17 protein-coding genes are annotated in these 20,071 nt (G+C 66.7%); all 17 read left to right on the plus strand.

What is annotated here, in order from left to right; translation table 11 throughout:
- The first annotated feature begins 138 nt into the window (after positions 1-138).
- The 17 genes from BN3560_RS07270 to BN3560_RS07340 all read left to right on the plus strand — a co-directional run bounded on the left by BN3560_RS07270 (position 139) and on the right by BN3560_RS07340 (position 20,067).
- A complete protein-coding gene (locus tag BN3560_RS07270) occupies positions 139-714 on the plus strand; it encodes a QueT transporter family protein (RefSeq protein WP_096227540.1) in 576 nt (191 codons plus the stop codon).
- Positions 715-973: 259 nt separating this feature from the next.
- Positions 974-2,272, plus strand: a complete 1,299-nt coding sequence (locus BN3560_RS07275; protein ID WP_087190715.1) for a glycosyltransferase family 2 protein — start codon at positions 974-976, stop codon at positions 2,270-2,272.
- Positions 2,273-2,556: 284 nt separating this feature from the next.
- Positions 2,557-3,477 (plus strand): sulfite exporter TauE/SafE family protein, encoded by a 921-nt coding sequence (locus BN3560_RS07280; protein WP_096227541.1) that lies wholly within the window; start codon positions 2,557-2,559, stop codon positions 3,475-3,477.
- 78 nt (positions 3,478-3,555) lie between these two features.
- On the plus strand, positions 3,556-4,866 hold the full coding sequence (locus BN3560_RS07285; protein WP_096228624.1) for a histidine kinase: 1,311 nt from the start codon (positions 3,556-3,558) through the stop codon (positions 4,864-4,866).
- Positions 4,867-5,176: 310 nt separating this feature from the next.
- On the plus strand, positions 5,177-5,407 hold the full coding sequence (locus BN3560_RS14350; RefSeq protein WP_123649807.1) for a hypothetical protein: 231 nt from the start codon (positions 5,177-5,179) through the stop codon (positions 5,405-5,407).
- 176 nt (positions 5,408-5,583) lie between these two features.
- Positions 5,584-6,546, plus strand: a complete 963-nt coding sequence (locus BN3560_RS07290) for a LysR family transcriptional regulator (RefSeq protein ID WP_087190717.1) — start codon at positions 5,584-5,586, stop codon at positions 6,544-6,546.
- A gap of 406 nt (positions 6,547-6,952) precedes the next feature.
- Positions 6,953-8,335, plus strand: a complete 1,383-nt coding sequence (locus BN3560_RS07295) for an MFS transporter (RefSeq protein WP_096227542.1) — start codon at positions 6,953-6,955, stop codon at positions 8,333-8,335.
- Between the two features lie 61 nt (positions 8,336-8,396).
- Positions 8,397-10,805 carry a molybdopterin-containing oxidoreductase family protein gene (locus BN3560_RS07300; RefSeq protein ID WP_096227543.1) on the plus strand — a complete coding sequence of 803 codons (2,409 nt, stop codon included), beginning with the start codon at positions 8,397-8,399 and terminating at the stop codon, positions 10,803-10,805.
- A 43-nt stretch (positions 10,806-10,848) separates the two neighbouring features.
- Positions 10,849-11,181: a 4Fe-4S dicluster domain-containing protein gene (locus BN3560_RS07305; RefSeq protein ID WP_087190720.1), complete on the plus strand. Its 333-nt coding sequence runs from the start codon at positions 10,849-10,851 to the stop codon at positions 11,179-11,181.
- A 129-nt stretch (positions 11,182-11,310) separates the two neighbouring features.
- Complete coding sequence (locus BN3560_RS14485; protein ID WP_161959431.1) at positions 11,311-11,589, plus strand: hypothetical protein; 279 nt, start codon at positions 11,311-11,313, stop codon at positions 11,587-11,589.
- 32 nt (positions 11,590-11,621) lie between these two features.
- Positions 11,622-14,708 (plus strand): BadF/BadG/BcrA/BcrD ATPase family protein, encoded by a 3,087-nt coding sequence (locus tag BN3560_RS07310; RefSeq protein ID WP_161959430.1) that lies wholly within the window; start codon positions 11,622-11,624, stop codon positions 14,706-14,708.
- Positions 14,705-16,021, plus strand: a complete 1,317-nt coding sequence (locus BN3560_RS07315; protein WP_096227545.1) for a hypothetical protein — start codon at positions 14,705-14,707, stop codon at positions 16,019-16,021. The genes BN3560_RS07310 and BN3560_RS07315 overlap by 4 nt, the downstream gene beginning before the upstream one ends.
- Positions 16,018-16,803: an MFS transporter gene (locus tag BN3560_RS07320; RefSeq protein WP_096227546.1), complete on the plus strand. Its 786-nt coding sequence runs from the start codon at positions 16,018-16,020 to the stop codon at positions 16,801-16,803. Before BN3560_RS07315 ends, BN3560_RS07320 begins: the two co-directional genes overlap by 4 nt.
- Positions 16,734-17,342: an MFS transporter gene (locus BN3560_RS07325; protein WP_123649806.1), complete on the plus strand. Its 609-nt coding sequence runs from the start codon at positions 16,734-16,736 to the stop codon at positions 17,340-17,342. Before BN3560_RS07320 ends, BN3560_RS07325 begins: the two co-directional genes overlap by 70 nt.
- Before the next feature lie 11 nt (positions 17,343-17,353).
- Positions 17,354-18,319 (plus strand): EamA family transporter RarD, encoded by a 966-nt coding sequence (gene rarD / locus BN3560_RS07330; RefSeq protein WP_096227548.1) that lies wholly within the window; start codon positions 17,354-17,356, stop codon positions 18,317-18,319.
- A gap of 186 nt (positions 18,320-18,505) precedes the next feature.
- Positions 18,506-19,579 (plus strand): DMT family transporter, encoded by a 1,074-nt coding sequence (locus tag BN3560_RS07335; RefSeq protein WP_096227549.1) that lies wholly within the window; start codon positions 18,506-18,508, stop codon positions 19,577-19,579.
- Positions 19,555-20,067, plus strand: coding sequence for a shikimate kinase (locus BN3560_RS07340; protein ID WP_015539373.1), 513 nt, complete (start codon positions 19,555-19,557; stop codon positions 20,065-20,067). Before BN3560_RS07335 ends, BN3560_RS07340 begins: the two co-directional genes overlap by 25 nt.
- Positions 20,068-20,071: the final 4 nt, after the last annotated feature.

Consider the following 20,071-nt stretch of genomic DNA (forward strand, 5'->3'; position numbering starts at 1 on the left):
TACTTCGCTGCGGCGGTTCGGCTGTGCGTTGCGCATGGCGGGGGCGCTCCGCGTTTGCATCGTTGGGCCCTGCACTCGCGGTTTACCCGTTGCCCAAAGCCCGCGGCCGATAGGTCGTGTGGAGACAAGGAGAAACCCATGAACAAGGGAAGATCGTCGTACGTCGCCCAGGCGGGCATGATCGCGGCCGTGTACGCCGCCGCCACGCTCGTCGCGTTGCTGCTTTTGCAGGGGTTGGCATGGGGGCCGGTCCAGTTCCGCATATCGGAGGCGGTGTGCGTGCTGGCCGTGCTCACGCCGGCGGCCGTGCCGGGGCTCACGGTGGGCTGCATCGTGGCGAACCTCATCGCGCTGGCCGTGAACGGAACGGGGGCGCTCGGCTTGCTGGACGTGGTGTTCGGCAGCCTGGCCACGTTCCTGGGCGCGCTGTGGTGTTGGAAGATGCGCGAGCGTCCGAAGCTCGCGCTGCTCGGGCCGGTGATCGCGAACGCGGTGATCGTGCCCGCGTACCTGCCGCTCTTGCTGCAGGGCTTGGGCTTCTACACCATCCCGTTCACGAGCATCGCGTTGGACGGCGCCTACGTGCCCATGTACCTGTTCGGCTTGATAGCCACCGGTATCGGCGAGGCGCTGGTCATGTACGTGCTGGGTTTGCCGCTGCTTTCGGCGCTCAAGCGCTTCCGTGTGGTGAAGCAGCCGGCGAAGGCGTCGTAGGCGTACCTTCTCGATCGTGCCTCTCCGGGCCGCTTTCGCCCTCGGTGCCCGGATGGGCGTATCGGCGGTGCCGGCGGCCGCTCCACAGGCGGCGCGCCTTTCCGAGCATGCACTGGCCGGGATGGTGCGTTCGCGTCCCCTTCGCAAATTCGGTGTAATCAAGAGGGTGCAGGGCCAAAGCGCGGGCCGCGCGGTACAATAGATCAGTTTTGAGGGCGGTCGAAGGGGACCGTCGGCTCGCCGATTTCAAAGGAAGCGCATGAACCCGGTTATCGTCATACCGACCTTCGTCTCTGCCCGTCGCCGCAAGGAAGGCGGCGGCGTTTTGACCACCTACGACCACGCCACGCCCATCTCGGCCCCGGGCGAGCTGCCGCGCCTGCTGCACTCGCTGCAGAAGGTGCGCGGCATCGGTCAGATCGTGGTGCTGGTGGTGAGCGAGCCGTCCATCGAGAACCAGGCGGCCGAGAAGGTGCAGACGCAGGTATCGCAGTACCCTTCTCTCAACGTGGCCGTGGTGGGAGCGCCCGAGCTCGCGCTCATCCAGCAGCGCATGGAGCAGCTGGGCCTGGGCAAGCTTCAGAAGGAGATCGGCCTGTCGGGCTACGGCGCCATCCGCAACCTGGGTCTCGTGGTGGCGAACACGCTCGGCTTCGACTCGGTGGTCTTCCTGGACGACGACGAGGTGGTGGACGACGCCGATTTCCTGCAGAAAGCCATGTACGGCCTGGGCAAGCTCACGAAGAAGGGCATCCCCATCCTGGCCAAGACGGGCTTCTACTTCAACTCCGAGGGCACGTACCTCTCGAAGAGCCAGGACAAGTGGTACAACCACTTCTGGCAGCAGGGCAAGGCGTTCAACAAGATGATGACGAAGGCCATGCGCGGCCCGCGCCTGTCGCGCTCGAACCACGTGTGCGGCGGCTGCCTGGCGCTGCACAAAGAGGCATTCAAGCGCCTGTCGTTCGACCCGTGGATCGCGCGCGGCGAGGATCTGGATTACATGCTGGACCTGCGCATGTACGGATCGGACATCTGGCTGGACAACCAGTGGAGCCTGCGCCACCTGCCGCCCGAGACCGAGAGCGAGGGCACGCGCTTCCGCCAGGATATCTTCCGCTGGCTCTACGAGTTCCGCAAGATGGAGTACAGCCGCACGCAGATCGACCTCTTGCAGGTGAAGCCCTCCTCGCTCGAGCCGTATCCGGGGCCGTTCCTGGAGCCCGGCATCACGCGACGCATCCGCCTGACGGCGTTTTTGCGCAGCCTGGCGCGTCCCGACAAGAAGGCCTATCGCCGCGCCGCGAAGGCTGCGACGGGAGAGGCCACCACGTACGCGCAGCGCAACTGCTCGAAGTACTTCGAGTTCCAGTTCGTCTGGCCCGAGCTCATGGCGCGCATGGAGAACGACCAGATCCTGCGCACGGCGCTCATCCAGTCGGCCGCGCAACGACAGCTGGGTGTGGACTCCCCGCGCCAAGCGGCGGCAGTGGCTGCTCAGGCGGCCGGCATCGACCCCGGCGTGACGAGCGAGATCCGCCTCAACATCGCCGAGTAGCGCTCGAGCTGCCGGAAGCGCGGCGGGTGCCGGACCATCGCCGGTCGGGCAACCGCCAGAGCGGCTTGCTGCAAGCCGAGCGCGTGCGGCGACCTGCCTGCGCGTAGGTTCAGCAAGCTGCCGCATCCTCCGGGGCCGCCCGTCGGCGACGCGGCGGCAACGTTGGGCAACGCATGCCTGACGCTTGCGGAATTGACGCGCCTTTAACGTGCGTGCAGTGCCGTTTCCGTTAAACTGGGTCGCGGACATATCGTTGATCGGGGAAGGGACTGGCAGGCGCGCCCATGGACATCTTCACTTCGCTCGTGATACCCGCCCTTGTGGGCATCGGAATCGGTATTCTCTCGGGCATGCTGGGAATCGGCGGCGGCACGGTTCTCGTGCCGATATTCCGCCTGGCGTTCGGCATGAGCCCCATAATGTCCACGGCCACGTCGCTTTTCACCATCATCCCCACCTCCGTTTCGGGAGCCGTGTCGCACGTGCGGCATAAGACGTGCGTGCCGTCCCTCGGCCTGGCGGCCGGTCTGGGCGGTGCCTGCACCTCGCCCATCGGCGTGTGGCTTGCCACCATATCCCCGGCCTGGATGGTCATGCTGGCGGCTGCGCTCATCATCGGCTACTCGGCGGTGAACATGCTGCGTAAGGCGTGGAAGATGAAGCCCGCCCGCTCCGCGGCGCCCGCGCAGGCGGAGCCTGCGGGCGAGACCCCCGCGGAGGCCGCCGTGGAGCAGGCGGGCGACGCCGCGGCGAACGACGACGTGGAGCCGGATGTGCCGGCCGGCTCGTCGGAGATCGCTGCGGACACGGGCAAGTCGTTCCCCAAGCTCTCGCGCAAGCAGCTGGCCATCGGCGCCGCCATCGGCCTGGGCGCCGGCCTGGCGTCCGGGTACGTGGGCGTGGGAGGCGGGTTCATCATGGTGCCGCTCATGCTGTCGCTCGTGGGCATCTCCATGAAGCAGGCGTCGGGCACGTCGCTCATCGCCGTCATGCTGCTGGCCATACCGGGCACCATCGAGCAGGGGCTGCTCGGCAATATCGACTATATGGCCGGCATCGCGGTGGCTGTGGGCTCCATCCCCGGCGCCGTGGTCGGTGCCCGCCTCGTGCGTCTCGTGCCCGAGCGCACGCTGCGCTTCATCTTCGGCGGCTTCCTCATCGTGGCCGCAGTCGTGCTCGTGCTGAACGAGGTGGGGGTGCTCTGACAAACGGGCGTGCATTGCACGCCGGATGCTGGTAGGATGGTGCCTTCAGACACGACGAGGAGGTTCGCCTTGCAGCAGGTGCAACAGGAAACGACGGAGAAGACCGCCCTGCCCCGTTTCTTCACGCTCGAGATGTTCATGTTCACCGTAGCGGTGCTGTCGGGCCTCGTGCTCATCTGGTCGTCCGTGTCGCCGTACCGCAGCATCGCCGTGCTCATCGTGGCAGGCATCGTGTTCACCCTCTCGCTCGTCATCGTCATCCGGCTGCTCATGGATCCCGATTCCGTGCGCGCGCGCCAGTCCGATGCCATGCTGCGCCTGGCCAGCCAGACGCTCGACTGCATGAAGGAGGGGATGACCAGCGAAGCTGCACAGCGCATCTGCCAGCTGCTGCTGCCCTCGACGGCGGCCATTGCCGTGGCAGTGACCGACAAGGACCATATCCTGGGCTACGCCGGCTACGAGGAGGCCGACAACCCCTCCGGCAGCGTTATCCGCACGCACGCAACCCATGCCACGCTCTCCGATGGGCGCGGTCGTATCTTGTTCACACCAGAGGAGATCGGCTTCCCGTCCGGCTCGTCCACCATCCAGGCCGCCATCATCGTCCCGTTGGTGGTGGGCCGCACGGTGGAGGGCACGCTGAAGTTCTATTACCGCCGAGCTCGTCATATCTCCGAGACGCAGAAGTCCATCGCCGAGGGTTTCGGCCAGCTTTTGTCCACCCAGATGGCGGCTTCGGCGTTGGAGGAGCAGACGAAGCTGGCCACCAGCATGGAGCTGAAGGCGCTGCAGAGCCAGATCAACCCGCATTTCCTGTTCAACACCATCAACACCATCGCCTCGCTCATCCGCACGAACCCCGAGAAGGCGCGCATCCTGCTGCGCGAGTTCGCCGTGTTCTACCGCCGCACGTTGGAAGACTCCACCGACCTCATCTTGTTCGCGCGCGAGATAGAGCAGACGAAGCGCTACTTTACGTTCGAGATCGCGCGTTTCGGCGAGGACCGGGTAGCCATGGAAGTGGACATCGAGCCGGACGTCGACGACATGATGGTGCCGCCCTTCCTCATCCAGCCGCTCGTGGAGAACGCCGTGCGCCATGCCATGCCGTCGGAAGGCAAGCTCACCATCAGCGTGACGGGCCAGGTGAAAGGCGACGACGTTATCGTGTGCGTGGCGGACGACGGCGTGGGCATGACCGAGGAAGCGCGCCTGAACATCCTGCACCCCGAATCGTCCACCGGATGCGGCATCGCCGTGAAGAACGTCCATGACCGCATCTGCGGCTACTTCGGCTCCGACACCCACATGGAAGTGGAGAGCGAGCTGGGCGTGGGAACGAAGGTCACGCTCGTGCTGATAGGCGGCGCAAAGCGCGAGTACTGAGGCGCGGCGGCGGACGGGCAGGGGCATCCCCCTTTCCCCTTTGGCGATCGCAAGCAAAGATGCGCGCCGAAATCTCGTTTTCATGGCAGGATTCTCAACCTTCGTCGACGGGGGGCGGCCGCAAGATCCGCCCGATTCTGCCATCGCAGTCCAAATTCCTTTCCAGCACCGTGCTATCCTGCTCCACCGTCGCAACGAACGGTTGGGGGGAGTGGGATCGTTCGTTGTTTGTCCCCTTGTCGGCATTTTTCTATAGTGAAAACGTCGAACGACGTTCCTCGCATCTACGCGAGGGGGAAAGGGGACTGCCATGTGCTTCAGACCACCTGATACGACCTCGGGACCGCTAATCTGCCCGGCCTGCGGGAAGAAGATCGTGTCGCCTAACTTCCGACCGGTGACCTGCCCGTTCTGCAAGGAGCCGCTGCCGCCGGCCGACGAGCCTGCGGCGCCTGCCATGCCGGGGCAGAAGATGCCTGCCACGCCGGGCGCGCCCACGGCGCCCAAGCCTTCGGGGCCGCCCTCCGCTCCCCAAGCGTAACCGCACGTCGGATGCGCAGAAGCGGCTCTCCCGGCCAACGGGCGTTATCTTGACGCCGCTTCTCAGGAAATTGCCGGTGCGACGAACCTCGGGTAGACTGGGGAGGCTATCCGGGGCCGTCGCGTTTGAGCGCTGCACACATACGTTTCAGGGGAAGACGAGAAGGTGTGGTCGCAATGCATATCGAGTACCTGTACTATTTCAAGGATTTCTCGCGCACGCTATCGATCTCCAAGACGGCCGCCCACTACTTCATGACGCCGCAAGGGCTGAGCCGGGCCCTGCACCAGTTGGAGAAAGACTTCGGCGTCACGCTCATGACCTACCAGAACAACCTGATATCGCTCACGCCTGCCGGCGAGGAGCTCAGCCGCCGCATCGACGCCATCGTGGAGCTGTACGACGAGGCGAAGGGATCGCTCACCGAGTACAAGCTGGCCGACATGGCGCCGTCGAAGGGCCTCGTGCGCATCACGGTGACATCCTGCGTGTCCCAGTACCTCATCTCGCTGCTGAACCTGCAGCGGCCGGGCCAGTTCCCGTTCGAGGTGAAGCTCAACGAGTCGAACCTCTACCGCATTGTGCCGCATATCCTGTCGCGCGACCAGGAGGAGTCGTTCGGCATCATATCGCTGCCCATGACGGAGAAGTACCGCAGCTACGTGGACGAGCTCGTGGAGGACGGAGGCATGGTGTACGAGCCGCTGTTCACGTCGCCGCTCGTGGCGATGGTGTCGTCGTTCTCGCCGTTGGCCCGGCGCGACGCGGTACGACCGCGCGACGTGGATCCTTACCCGGTGGCACGCTACAAGGACACCGTGCTGGGCGATGCGCTCGACGACTACATCCTCGAGGACAACGTGAAGACGGTCACGAACGCAGGAGCCATCATCTTCGTGCAGATCATGGAGCACCAGGCCGTTGGCTTCGCACCGAAGCTGGTCGAGGGCCTGCGCACGCTGCCGGACCGCGTGGTGACCAAGCCCACCGAGGGCTTCTTCAGCACGGAGTTCGGGCTGCTCTCCACGCCGGAGAACCGTTCCCGGGAACACGTGGACGCCGTGATCCGCTACATAAGGAAGACGGTTGCCGAGAAGAACCTGCAGCCGCGTTACCTGGACACCTACGAGCTGGTGTAGCGCGGAAGGGTTGTGCCGAAAGCCCGAAACGCAGGTTCGCCATGGAGGCTGTCCCGTAGGGCAAGGGAAGAGCCTCTGCCCTTGCCACAGCCTGCTGGGCGACCTCTGTTGAGCGGCAAGGGCAGAGCTCCTGCCCTACGGATAGACTTTGCAGGAAATCCTGCCAGAGACCTCGTTTACCGAGGTCATAGCGTTTTATGCTCCGGTACAAGCACCCTGCCAATTCGTTTAACCGTTGCAACGATCCATTGATCGACCGCCGCCGGGCCGCCGCGTATCTTGGGTGGCACAAGGTTTGACGCGGATTGAGCGGGGAAGGGGGAAGGCGCGCATCCGCTCCGATTCGGCCGCACCGCCAGCGCGGTGAGGCAAAGGGGAGATCCAATTCTTTAAGGAGGTTGATCGTATGGCAGATGCCGTCGCCGCCGGAGGATCCGCACCGCCCGCGGCCAAGGGGAGCGAGCGTGGCGGGCAGGACGGGCGCGTTTCGGTCGCCGATCGCATGAACCGCATTCCGACCTCGCCGCATACGGCGCTTATCATCTTCTTCGTGCTCATGGGCTGGTTCGCCGAGACCATCGACCTGGGAGGCACCAGCTTTCTGATGCCGGCCATTCGCGAATACTTCGGCATGGACGCCACGACGGGCGGGTATTACTCGTCCATCTGCTTCCTCGGCATGTTCTTCGGCGCCATCGCCGCCGGCCGCATAGCCGACAAGGTGGGCCGCAAGAAGACCATCGTTGCCTCGATGCTCATCTGGGGCGTCGCCGGGTTCGCGCTCGTGTTCTCGCCCAACGTCTACTACCTGTTCGCCATGCGCTTCGTGCTGGGCCTGGGTCTGGGGGCGCAGTTCCCGGTGGCCTTGAGCTACCTGAGCGAGATCGTGTCGGGCAAGGACCGTCCAAAGTTCATGACGCTCTACCAGCTTATGACGCCGGTCGGGTTCGCCGTGGCGGGCGTGCTCACCGTGCTCATCCTGCCGCACTTCGACTGGCGCGGCGTGTACCTGGCCGAGGCGCTGCCGGCGTTCTTCGTCATCGGCATCATCAAGACCTGCCCCGAGTCGCCGCTGTGGCTGGAGGCGAAGGGACGCTACGAGGAGGCCGATGCCATCTGCACGAAGTTCGAGCAGGAGGCTATCGCGCGGCACAAGGAGCTGCCGCCCGTCGAGGTCATCGTGCGCTCCGATGTGAAAATGTCGTTCAAAGACCTGTTCAAGTCAAAGTACCTGAAGGTCACCGTGCTGTGCTTCTTCGTGTGGTTCATCTCCATGTTCAGCGACTACGGCCTGACCACGTGGCTCACCACCATCCTCATCGAGAAGGGCTTCGACGTGGTGCAATCCACCGGGTTCGTGACCATCGGCATATTGGGCGGGATCCCGGCATGGTTCTTCGCCAGCTGGTCGGCCAAGAAGTTCGGACGTAAGAAGACGTTCCTCATCGCAGGCTTGTGCACGTCCATCTTCGGCATCGCCTACGGCGCGTCCACCACGCTCGTCATGCTCATCGTCACGGGCATCCTCTACCAGTTCGGCAAGTACCTGAACGCCATGATGATGGCGCTCTACACGCCCGAGCTGTACGAGACGGCCATCCGCACGACGGGCAACGGCCTGGCTACCTCGTGGGGGCGCATGGGCTCCATCGTCGGCCCCATCGTGCTTGCCGGCGTCATGACCAGCTTCGGGGTGTACGTGACCATGTACATCGCCGCCGCCATGGTCATCATTCCCGGCCTGCTCGTGTTCCTGTTCGGGCCCGAGACGAAGGACAAGAAGTTCTAGCTCGCTTGTCCGGGAAAGCGGACGAGCGTGAAGAGACAAGAGAAACGATACGGAGGTAATCATGGAGAAGAAAGTCAGGACCGTCTGTTTCGACTGCCATTCCAAGTGCGGCGTCATCCTCACGGTCAACGACAACGACGAGATCGTGCGCGTGGAGGGCGATAAGAACAATCCGGTGAACGACGGCATCCTGTGCGTCAAGGCGTTCTCGGCCCAGGAGATCCACGCGCATCCCGACCGCCTCAAGTACCCCCTGAAGCGCGCCGGCAAGCGCGGCGAGGGCAAGTGGGAGCGCATTACCTGGGACGAGGCGCTCGACATCATCGAGAAGAAGATCCGCGAGACCATCGAGGAGTACGGCCCGCAGTCGGTCATCATCTCGCAGGGCACGGGCCGTGGCTCGAACCACTTCCTCGACCGCCTGAACAACACGTGGAACGGCGGCGGCAAGGTGTGGCCGACGCACGTGTGCTTGCTGCCGAACCTGGCCCAGACGCACGTGACCTACGGGCGCATGTTCCATCCGCACGAGGCGTGCGACTACCGCAACGCCGGCTCCATCGTCATGTGGGGCACGAACCCCATCCGCTCGCGCCAGTACAGCGGCCTGCGCATCATGGACGCGAAGCGCAACGGCTCGCGCGTCGTGGTGGTGGACCCCGTGTTCCGCGACATCGCCGCGAAGGCCGATCTTTGGGTGCCCGTGCGCCCTGGCACCGACGGCGCGCTGGCGCTGGGACTCACGAACCTTATGTTCCAGAGCGGCAAGTTCCTGGCCGCCGAGGAGATGCTTACCACGTGGACGAACGCCCCGTTCCTCGTGGACAACGAGGCCCGCATGATGATGCGCGAGTCCGACCTGGTTGAAGGCGGGTCCGACGAGCACTACGTGGTGTGGGACAAGACCGCCGGCGCCCCGGCTATCTGGCGTCCCGAGACCGAGGACTTCGACCGCGCGGGCGTGAAGCCCTCGCTCATGGGCGCCTTCGAGGTCACGCTCAAGGACGGCAGCACCAAGATGTGCAAGACCGGCCTCGAGACGTACAAGGACGAGGTGGCCGCCTGGACGCCCGAGAAGGTGTCGGCCGTCACGTGGGCCCCGGTGGAGAAGATCCTGGAGATGTTCGACATCATCACGAACCCGACTGATGACAAGCCCTCGCTGCTCACCGCGTACCTGGGTGCCTGCATGATGACGTCGAACGCGCTGCAGTCCGGCCGCGCCATCACCATCCTGCAGCTGCTGCTGAACCCGCCGCTGGACGACAAGGGCGGCATCTACTTCAACACGTTCTGGGAGTTCATGCTCGACCCGAAGATCACGGCCTACGACCGCGTGCCTCCGAAGCTGCGCCTGGGTTATGACAAGTATCCCATGTACACCCAAGTGTACGGCAACGCTAACATCCCGAACGACGTGTGGGACGCCATGCTCACCGGCCAGCCTTGGCCCGTGAAGGTCATGATCTCGGTGGCGAACGACCCGCTGGGCTGCTTCGAGAACGCCACGAAGATCCACGAGGCGCTCATGTCCGACGTGCTGGAGCTCAACGTGAACATGGACTACTTCATGACGCCGGGCGCCGAGCTGGCCGACATCGTGCTGCCGGCCGCGCACTGGTCCGAGCGCGTGGGCAACTTCGACGAGGAGCTGTATCCCGAGCCGTGCCCGTTCAATATCCCGCAGAAGGCCGTGAAGGCCCCCGGCGAGGCGTGGGACGACTGGGACTTCATGCGCAACCTGGGCAAGCGCTTCGACCCGGAGCTGTGGCCGTGGGAGAGCTCCGAGGAGATGCAGCTGTGGCGTCTGAACGAGTTCCATCTGATCCCCAACGGCAAGGAGCCTATCACCGACTACGAGGTGGCGGCGAAGCAGGGATACTTCATCGAGTACGGCGGCGAGAGCCGCACGACGCGGCAGCATGAGAAGGGCCTCGTGAAGTTCCAGACGCCCACGATGCGCATCGAGGTGTACTCCGAGCAGATGCCGTCCTATGGCTACGACTCGCCGCTGCCCAGCTACAACGAGCCGTTCGAGAGCCCGTACTCCACGCCCGAGCTGTACAAGGAATACGACCTGTGCCTGACCACGGGCGCGCGCGACTACGCCTTCTACCACTCCGCGTGGACGAACATCGCCCACCAGCGCATCCTGGAGCCGTGGCCCTACATCGAGCTGAACGAGGAGGATGCCCGCGAGCGCCAGATCTCCGAGGGAGAGTGGCTGTGGGTGGAGAGCCTGCGCGGCAAGATCAAGGCGAAGGCCCGCATCTCCAAGGGCGTCATCAAGGGAGCGGTGAGCATGTGCCGCCCGAACTACAAGCACGCCTGCAAGGAGCTGAACCTGCCCGGCTTCGACTGGGACCAGGCCAACCCGAACGTGCTGACCACGGCGGAAGGCTCCGACCCCGGTTTCGGCGCTGCCCCCATGCGCAGCAGCCTGTGCAAGATCAGCAAGTTCAGCGAATAGCCTGACTTCATGAGAAAACCGACGATGACGAAGGGAAGAAACCATGGCTAAGAAGATTGGCGTGCTCGTTGAGCTCGATTACTGCGTGGGCTGCTCCGCTTGCCAGCTCGCGTGTCAGGACTACTACCAGCTGCCCGTGACGGAGACGTACATGCGCTGTTTCCTGGGCAAGCCCGATGTGGTGGACGGGCGCCACGAGATGTTCATGTCGCCGTACGCCTACCGCCTGGACAAGTGTGCTAACTGCCTGGAGAAGGAGGAGGGCAACGCACCGTGCGCGGCCATCTGCATCTCGAAGGCGCTGCACGTGGGCGAGCTCGAGGAGATGAAGCAGCTAGCCGACCAGACCGACGGGCATTTGGCGCTGTACCGGTAGCGCCATGCTCTCGGCGGTGGCCGACCGCATCCCCCCGCGGGCGGCCACCGTTGCTTTCGTTGCCGGCACGGCGTTGCTGTCGTGCCGGCAACCGTTCGTTCTCGGAGGATGCCAAGGAGATGGTTGATTATGACGTTCGCGTGCACCGATTGCTCGCGTTGCGGCAAGTGCTACGACAAGCATGGCGTGTGCGCCGCATGCGGCGGTGCGATCAACCTGCTCGACGACGCGTGCCCGGCCTGTGGAGAGCCCATCACCGACGCCATGCGCGAGCGTGCCAAGCAGGCGTACCTGGAGCAGAAGAAAGCGGAGCACGCGCGCATCTTGGAATTGGCGGCTGCCGCGAAGGCACGGCGGGAGGAGCGCCCCGCACCGGTGTACCCGTGGGACGAGCCGGCGCAGCCGTAGCGTGCGGCGCCCGAGAGGGGAGGGAGGCGGACATGCTGCACGCCGGCGTGGACATAGGCTCGAAGACCGTGAAGCTCGTCGTGCTCGATGACGACAGGGAGCTGCTCTACGACTCGTACGAGCGCCATCTGTCGAACGTGAGGGAGACGCTTGGCTACACGCTTGCGCGGGCGCGGATGCGCTTCCCGGAAGAGCGGATGACGATAGGCGTCACGGGGTCGGCAGGCATGCAGTTCGCCGACCTGCTGGACCTGCCGTTCGCCCAGGAGGTCGTCGCCGCGCGCACGGCCGTCGAGCGGCGCATCCCTCAGGTGGATGTGGCTATCGAGATAGGCGGGGAGGACTCGAAGATCCTGTTCCTCACCGGCGGGGAGGAACTGCGCATGAACAGCACCTGCGCAGGAGGCACCGGCGGCTTCATCGACACCATCGCCGGTATGCTGGACATGAACGCGGAGGCGTTGAACTACTGCGCGCATGGCTGTCGCACCGTCCACGCCATCGCCTCGCGCTGCGCCGTGTTCGCGCAGATGGACGTTCGCCCCCTGCTGAACGAGGGTGTGCCGAAGGAGGACATCGCGGGATCCGTGTTCGATGCCGTGGCGGCCCAGTGCATCGCCGGCCTGGCTTGCGGGCGGCCCATTTCCGGAACCGTGGCCCTGCTGGGAGGGCCCCTGCACTTCCTTTCGGCTCTGCGCGAACGGTTCAGGCTGCGCCTGGGGCTGGACGACGCGCACCTGGAAGTGCCGCCCGACGGCCACCTCTTCGTGTCCGAGGGCGCTGCGTTCGAGGCGTGGGACAGCGTGCCGTATGGGCTCGGGGAGCTCATCGGGAGGCTGGAGTCCGTACCCTGGGACCGGGGCGCCACGCTGGAGCGCCTGCCCGCGCTGTTCGCCACGGATGCCGAGCACGATGCGTTCGTGCGGCGCCATGGCGCCCTCGCGGCGCCGCGGGCCGACTTGAGCAGCGCCGAGGGGCGCGTGTTCTTGGGGATAGACTCGGGTTCCGAGGCTATCAAGTACGTGCTGGTGGACGAGCAGGGCCGCGTGCTGCGAACGTACTACGAGCGCTCGGCCGGCAGCGTGGTGGAGGCAGCCCAGGCGATGCTCGTAGACCTGTGGAAGCATCTGCCGCTGCGCCACGACGGCACGCTGGCGGTGGAGGTGGCGCACGCGTGCGTGACGGGCTACGGCGAGGAGCTGCTGAAGCGGGCGTTTGCCCTCGACTCGGGCGAGGTGGAGACGGTGGCGCACGTGCGCGCGGCGCGCGAGCTGGTGCCCGACGCCGACTTCATCCTGGATATCGGCGGGCAGGACATCAAGTGTGTGTGGCTGCGCGACGGCGCGGTGGACGACATCGTGCTGAACGAGGCCTGCTCGAGCGGATGCGGCGCGTTGCTCAGCGGCATGGCGTGGTCCATGAACGTGCGCCTCGACCGTTTCCTCGAGGCGGCGGTACATGCGCAGCGCCCCGTCGACCTGGGCACGCGCTGCACCGTGTTCATGACGTCACGGGTGAGGCATGCCCAGAAGGAGGGTGCCGAGCTGGGCGATATCGCGGCTGGGCTGGCGTATTCCGTCGTGCGCAACGCCGTGTACAAGGTTATCAGGGCGCGCGACGCCGCCTCGCTCGGCAGGCGCGTGGTCGTGCAGGGCGGCACGTTCATGAACGATGCCGTGCTGAGGGCGTTCGAGAACCTGTACGGCGCCGAGGTGGCGCGGCCGGCCCTCGCCGCGCACATGGGCGCGTACGGCGCGGCGCTCATCGCCCGCGACCGGGCCGCGGCAGGCGGGCGTTCCGGCCTGCTGTCGCGCGCGAAGGTGGAGCGCCTGGCAAGCAGCAAGCGCACGGAGGTGTGCGGCCGGTGCGGCAACGCCTGCCGCCTGACGGTGACGTCGTTCGACGACGGCGACGCGGTGCGCACGTTCACGGTGGGTAACCGCTGCGAGCGCGGGCTGGGGGACGGTGCCGAGGACAACGGGCTGCCGGACCTGTTCGCGTACCGGTACAAGCGGCTGTTCGCGTACCGGGCGCTGCCGGAGGACGCTGCGCCACGCGGCGTTATCGGGCTGCCGCGCGCGCTGGGCATGTACGACCTCTACCCGTTCTGGCACACGCTGCTCACGCGCCTTGGCTTCCGGGTGGTGCCGTCGCGCCTGCCGCCCGCGGCCCTGCGCGGCCGTGCGCTCGAGACTATCCCCTCCGAGTCGCTGTGCTACCCGGCGAAGCTCATGCACGCGCACCTCGTGGACCTGGCCGAGCGCGGCGTGCCGGCGGCGTTCCTGCCGTACGTGCGCGCCGAGGGGCCGGAAGGCCGGTCGTGCCCGGTGCTCGCCGGCTATCCCTTCGTGCTGGACGCGAACGTGGGCTTCGTGCACGAGCGGGGCATGCAGCTGGTGATGCCGCAGGTGGAAGCCGTTCTCGGTGATGACGGCCCCGATGGCCGGCTCGCGGCGGCGCTGCAGGAGGCGCTGGAGCCGGTGGCGTGCGGCCTGGGCTTGGAAGAGGTGGAGCGCGCGGCCCGCGCGGCGGCGTGCGAGCAGGCGCGGTTCCGCGCCGATATGGTGTCCGCCGGAAGGGCGGCGCTTGCCCTCATGGCCGAGCGCGGCGTGCCGGGCGTCGTGTTGGCGGGGCGGCCGTACCACGGCGACCCGGCGGCGAACCATGCGATTCCGGGGTTGCTGCGCTCCTACGGGTTCGCCGTGCTGACCGAGGACGCGCTGCCGGCAGGGGCTTGCGGCGGAGGGGCGGGCAAGGGGGAAAGTGGCCCTGCGAAGGGCGGTCGGCAAGGCGAGGCGGTTGGCGGAGACGCGGCGCCCGTGAGGGCGGGCAGCGCGGATGACGGGGGCACGAGCCGCTGGGAGCACCCAGCGCGCATCTTGCGCGCTGCGCGGTTTGCCGCCGGGAGGGATGACCTGGAGTTCGTGGTGCTTTACTCGTTCGGGTGCGGTCTGGATGCCGTGACCGTCGACCAGGCGCGCGCCGTGCTGAAGAAGCGGGGGCGGTCGCTCACCGCGCTCAAGATAGACGAGATGGTGGACCTTGCCGCCACGCGCATCCGCGTGCGGTCGATGGTCGCGGCGCGCGAGGAACGGCTGGGAAGGGGAGATGCGCGATGATCGTCGTGCCGTTCTTCTCGGCGTGGCACGCGCCGTTGGTGGAGGCCGCCCTCTCGGCCGGCGGCGAGGAGTGCCGCGTGCTTGCGGCCGGCGGCGAGGAGGTGGTGCGCGCCGGTTTGGAAACGGTCAACAACGACGCCTGCTATGCGGCCCTCCTTGCCGCCGGCCGCACGGTTGGGTTCCTGCGCGAGGGCGCCGCAGCCGGCGCAGCCCTGGCAGGGCGTGGCACCTGCCTGCCGAAACAACGCATGCATGCGCGGCCGGCGGCCGCGCGCCCAGGAGTTGATTTGGCGCACGGCGAAGCTGCGCAGCCCATGGCCGAGAAGCCTCTCGGCCCTCTTGCCGACCCGGTCGCCGGGCCGCTGCGCGTGGCGGTGCCGACGCCCTGCGTGCGCTGCCGCGGTGACGACGCGCCGTACCTTCTGGCGCAGGCGCTCGCAGCGTCCGGCCTCGAAGCGCGTGCGTCGGTGATCAGCGGCACCGATGCACTCGAGGCGCTTGCCGCCGATGCGCGTGCGGCCGCGCGCCTTGCCGATGCTCTGGCGTTCGGGGATGCGCTGCTCCAAGCGCGCTTGCGCGTGCGGCCGTACACGCGTCCCGCCGATGCGCCGGTTTTCGATGCCCTCCTTGCCGCGTCGAGCGCCCGCGCCTGCCGTGCGCTGGCCGCCAACGCGTTCGTCCTCGAAGGAAGCCTGCGCGCATTCGGGGCGGCGCTCGCAGGTTTCGGCGTGTCCGAGCGCGACGGCCGGCCCATCGTGGGCGTCGTGGGTGCGGCCCCTGCCGTGTTCGACGAGCGCATGAACGCGGGGCTCGTCGCGTGCATCGAGCGCGAGGGGTGCGAGGCTGCGCTGCCGTACCTGCTGCCCCTGGCCGCCGCCGCGCTGCGCGAGAAGGGCGCCGCGGTACCGTTGCACGCCGCGCTCGACGAGCGGTGCCGCGTGCTGCAGCGCCATGCGGGCGCCTGCCTGCGCTGCCCAACCGTGCAGGATTTGGAACGCGCCGGCACAGAGGTCGTCCCGCGCTTCTTGGTGCAGGGCGCCGGCTGGACTATCGCGGGTTCCGCGCTGCTGTTCGTGCGCGCGGGCGTGCGCGACCTCGTGTACGCCCGCGCGTTCGGCTGCCTGGCAGGCCATGTGGTGGGACAGGGAGCGATAAAGCCCTTGCGCACGTGGTGCGCAGCCGACGGCGTGGACGCGAACATAGCCACGATCGAGGTTGACCCCGGCACGAGCGAGGTCAACCAGGTGAATAGAATCAAGCTGATGACGGCCGTCGCGAAGCGCGCGGCGGCGCGAAGGAGGAGCAACCCATGAACCACCGTATGCGCTATCTTGCCGCCGGCGTGCTGTCGCTGCTTTTTCTCGGCCTTATCTACTCGTGGTCGAACTTCTCCAGCGCGATAGGGCAGGAGTTCGGATGGGATCGCGAGAGCATGCGCCTCGTGTTCACGCTGTCCATCATCACGTTCTGCTTCGGCGGGTTCTTCGGAGCGAAGCTGAACGAGCGCCTGTCGTTCAGGGCCACGCTGCTGGTGGCGGCCGTTCTTCTGGCCGGGGGCTTCGCGGGCACGGCTGCGGCGGTCGATGCGGGCGGCCTCCCGGTGCTGTACGTGGGCTACGGCGTGCTGTGCGGCGCGGGCTGCGGCATCGCCTACAACACCGTTATCGCCACGGTGAACGCGTGGTTCCCCGACCGCGTGGGCTTCTCGTCGGGCGCCCTCATGATGGGCTTCGGAATAGGCGGCCTGGTGTTGGGTACGGCGGCGGCCGCCTGCATAGAGGTGGCGGGATGGAGGGCGGTGTTCGTCGGCCTGGCCGTGCTCATCGCGCTCGTGCTGGTTGCGACGACGCTCGTAGTCCGGCCGCGGCCCCAGGACCGGGGCGCAGCTGCCGCGGACGGGGTTCGTGGCGGGGAGACCGTGCCGGTTCGGCTTGCTTCCGGCTTGGTTCCCGCGCCCGACGCGGGAGCACCTGCGCCTTCCCGCCGCGCCTCCGCCGCGGCTGCGCCGCGCAGCGAGCGCCTTCCATGGCGCGTTCGCCGCTGTTCTGGGTGTACTGCCTATGGGCGACGTGCGCCATCTGCGCGGGGCTCATGATCATCGGCGACGCGAAGTCGTCCGCCCTGGCCGTGGGGCTGGAGGCGGGCTTCGCGACGCTGCTCGTGGGGTTGGTCTCAACGACGAACGGCGCGGCCCGCATCGTCATCGGCATGCTGTACGATAGGAAGGGCCTCGTGGCGGTCATGGCTGCGGCGTCTCTCGCCGCGCTGGCAGGTGCGACGGCCCTTGCCGGCTCGTTCGCTCCCGGGATGCGCGTGCCCGGCCTGTTCGTGGCGGGCGCGCTGCTCGTCGGCTTCTCGTACGGTTGCGTGCCCGTCATCGCCTCGGCGTTCGCCCGCAGCCTGTTCGGCGAGCAGAAGTACGCCGGAAACCTGGCGCTCGCCAACTTCAACATGGCAAGCGCCGCCGTGCTGAGCTCGCTCGCCGCCGGCTTTGCCCGCGGAGCCGGCGGTACCGAGAACGGCGACTTCGCCGTATACGCCGCTGTGGTGGCCATCGTGGTGCTGGCGCTGCTCGGTTTCGCGGCGTTCGTGCGGCTGTTGCACCGCCGGGCGCGGACCGACGGTCGGAGCTAGGGTAGGCGGCTATGGAAGGCGGAAGGGACGCAGGCGCGAAGCCGCGCATCGGGCAGGAAGGTCGCCGTGCGCTGGTGCAGGCCGCGTTCTGCTACGCCATCTGGGGCGTCGTTCCGGTTTACTGGAAGCTGTTCTCGGCGGTTCCGCCGCTTCAGGCGCTGGCCACGCGCATGGTGTGGTCGTGCGCGTTCTCGGTGGTGCTTTGCCTGGCGATGCGCGTGCGCTTCCTGCCGCTGCTGCACGACCGCCGTGCATGGGCGACGTTCGGCGCTTCGAGCGTGCTCATCGCCGCCAACTGGGGCGTCTACATCTGGGCGTCCACGAGCGGCCATCTGCTGGAGACGAGCCTCGGGTTCTTCCTCAGCCCTCTCACGAGCATCGTGCTGGGGGTCGTGTGCTTCCGCGAGCGCCTGACGCGTGCGCAGAAGGCTGCCACGATGCTGGCTACCTGCGGGGCGTTGCTGTTCGCGGCAACGCACGGCGGATCGGTTTGGATAGCGCTCGTGCTTGCCGCGACGTTCAGCGCATACGGCGCCGTGAAGAAACGCGGCGGCTACGATGCGCTGCCCGGCATGGCCGTCGAATCACTGTTCGCGGCCGTCCTCGGCGCGGGCCTGTTCGCCGTCGGCTGGGCCGATCCCGGTTTCTGGGAGCTTGCGCATACGGCTCCCGATGCCCTGGCACTCACGTCGCCCGCGGGAATCGCCTTATTGGCGGTGGGAACCGGGGTGGTTACGGCGGGCCCGCTGGCGCTGTACTCGGCCGCCGCGAATCGGGCGCCGCTGTCGCTCTTGGGCCTGCTGCAATATCTCAGCCCCACGCTCGTCATGCTGCTTGCCGTGACGTGCTTCGGCGAGCTTCCCGACGCTTGGCAGCTTGCGAGCTTCCTCCTCATATGGGTTGGCTTGGCCGCTGTTGCCTGCGAGACCGTGCGCGGACGGGAGGCGCGCTCCCGTTCGTGCCGGCGGGGGCTCTAGCGCGGGGCGATCGAGGGCACTCGTGCAGGGCACGTGCTTCGCGCGGCCTGCGGCGCATGGCCGCCAGGTTGCTGAAATGGGGCGCTGGCTCGTTGCCGATGGCTGTTGCTGCCGTGCGCCTTGCGAAAGCCGCCAGCTGGTTCGGTCCCTATCATTCGGCCGAGGGGCACCGTATAATGGGCGGCTGTGGAAAAACTAGACGGCATAGCGCATCGCATTCCGACAGGCGTTTACAAGCTCCTGTTGGTTGTGGCCACCGTCATCTGGGGTTTGAGCTTCGTGGTCATGAAAGATGCCGTGGATGTTCTGCAGCCGGCCTACCTCATAGGGTTTCGGTTCCTGGCCACGGGTGCGATCCTGGCCGCGCTGTTCTTCCGCCGTCTGCGCGCGGCACTCTCGGGCGAGAGAGCTCTCGACTACCTGGTTAAGGGGACGATTCTCGGCGTGGTGTGCTATCTGGCGTTCTGGGTGCAGACCATCGGGCTCGACCATACCACGCCGGGCAAGAACGCCTTCCTCACGGCCACGTACTGCGTCATCGTGCCGTTCGCCTGGTGGGCCATCGCCCGCAAGCGGCCGACGGCGTTCAACCTCGTGGCAGCCGTCATGGCCGTGTGCGGCATAGGGCTCGTGTCGCTCGCGGGCTCGCTTTCCGAGCTGACCATGGGCTTCGGCGACGCCATGACGCTCGTGTCGGCGCTGCTGTTCGCCGTGCACATCGTGTACGTGTCGAAGTTTTCCGAGAAGAGCGACGTGCTCGTGCTCACCCTGCTGCAGTTCGCGGTGGGCGGCGTGTGCGGCGTGGCATACGGGGCCTGCTTCGAGACGCTGCCCCCGGCCGAGTCCCTCACGCCGGCGTTCTGGATGAACATGGCCTACCTCGTGGTCTTCGCGTCCTGCGTGGCCCTCGTCATCCAGAACGTGGCCCTGGCGCACGTGCCGCCTGCGCAGGCCTCGCTGTTCCTGAGCCTGGAGAGCGTGTTCGGCGTGCTGTTCAGCGTGCTGCTGTATGGGGAAGAGATAGGGCTTCGCCTGGTGGGCGGCTTCGCCCTCATCTTCGTTGCTATAGTGGTGAGCGAAACGTTCCCGCTGAAAAGCAAGGCGGGCGACGACGCCCCTGCCTTGGCCCTGGAAACCCCCGGCGGCCCGGTGGTGTCGCCGGAGCCGTTGGGCATGCTGGGCGCCCGAGACGCCGACGGCAGGGCAGCTGTCGAATCGATGCAAGAGGAGGCATCATGGAGCAAGAGCGGAACAACATAGTGCTGATCGGCATGCCGAGTGCGGGCAAGTCGACGCTGGGCATCGTGCTGGCGAAGATACTGAACTACCAGTTCGTCGACGCTGACCTCGTCATCCAGAACCAGTGCGACAAAACGCTGCAGAAGCTCATCGACGCGTGCGGCCCGGAGGGCTTCATCCAGGTGGAGAACGAGATCCTGCGCGATATAGAGGCGGAGAACTCGATCATTGCCACGGGTGGATCGGCCGTGTACTCCGACGAGGCCATGAAGCACCTCGCCGAGATCGGCCGCGTGGTGTACCTGCAGATATCCTACGAGGAGCTGGTGAGCCGCCTGCACGATTTGCAGGAGCGCGGCGTGGTGCTGAAGGGCGGCATCGGCATGAGCCTGCGCGAGCTCTACGACGAGCGCAAGCCGCTCTACGAGCAGTACGCCGAGATCACCGTGAACATCGACGACCTGTCCATTACCGCGGCGGCCCGCAAAGTGGCCGACGCGCTGCGCTAGGACG

This window comes from Gordonibacter urolithinfaciens, assembly GCF_900199375.1.
GTDB classification, from domain to species: Bacteria; Actinomycetota; Coriobacteriia; order Coriobacteriales; family Eggerthellaceae; genus Gordonibacter; species Gordonibacter urolithinfaciens.

What these genes read in the sequence shown, in the direction of transcription:
- BN3560_RS07325 (WP_123649806.1), top strand. Translation starts at nt 16,734, where the DNA reads ATGGCGCGTTCGCCGCTGTTCTGGGTGTACTGCCTATGGGCGACGTGC.
- BN3560_RS07270 (WP_096227540.1), top strand. Translation starts at nt 139, where the DNA reads ATGAACAAGGGAAGATCGTCGTACGTCGCCCAGGCGGGCATGATCGCG.
- rarD (WP_096227548.1), top strand. Translation starts at nt 17,354, where the DNA reads ATGGAAGGCGGAAGGGACGCAGGCGCGAAGCCGCGCATCGGGCAGGAA.
- BN3560_RS07340 (WP_015539373.1), top strand. Translation starts at nt 19,555, where the DNA reads ATGGAGCAAGAGCGGAACAACATAGTGCTGATCGGCATGCCGAGTGCG.
- BN3560_RS14485 (WP_161959431.1), top strand. Translation starts at nt 11,311, where the DNA reads ATGACGTTCGCGTGCACCGATTGCTCGCGTTGCGGCAAGTGCTACGAC.
- BN3560_RS07275 (WP_087190715.1), top strand. Translation starts at nt 974, where the DNA reads ATGAACCCGGTTATCGTCATACCGACCTTCGTCTCTGCCCGTCGCCGC.
- BN3560_RS07320 (WP_096227546.1), top strand. Translation starts at nt 16,018, where the DNA reads ATGAACCACCGTATGCGCTATCTTGCCGCCGGCGTGCTGTCGCTGCTT.
- BN3560_RS07310 (WP_161959430.1), top strand. Translation starts at nt 11,622, where the DNA reads ATGCTGCACGCCGGCGTGGACATAGGCTCGAAGACCGTGAAGCTCGTC.
- BN3560_RS07305 (WP_087190720.1), top strand. Translation starts at nt 10,849, where the DNA reads ATGGCTAAGAAGATTGGCGTGCTCGTTGAGCTCGATTACTGCGTGGGC.
- BN3560_RS14350 (WP_123649807.1), top strand. Translation starts at nt 5,177, where the DNA reads ATGTGCTTCAGACCACCTGATACGACCTCGGGACCGCTAATCTGCCCG.
- BN3560_RS07315 (WP_096227545.1), top strand. Translation starts at nt 14,705, where the DNA reads ATGATCGTCGTGCCGTTCTTCTCGGCGTGGCACGCGCCGTTGGTGGAG.
- BN3560_RS07290 (WP_087190717.1), top strand. Translation starts at nt 5,584, where the DNA reads ATGCATATCGAGTACCTGTACTATTTCAAGGATTTCTCGCGCACGCTA.
- BN3560_RS07280 (WP_096227541.1), top strand. Translation starts at nt 2,557, where the DNA reads ATGGACATCTTCACTTCGCTCGTGATACCCGCCCTTGTGGGCATCGGA.
- BN3560_RS07295 (WP_096227542.1), top strand. Translation starts at nt 6,953, where the DNA reads ATGGCAGATGCCGTCGCCGCCGGAGGATCCGCACCGCCCGCGGCCAAG.
- BN3560_RS07300 (WP_096227543.1), top strand. Translation starts at nt 8,397, where the DNA reads ATGGAGAAGAAAGTCAGGACCGTCTGTTTCGACTGCCATTCCAAGTGC.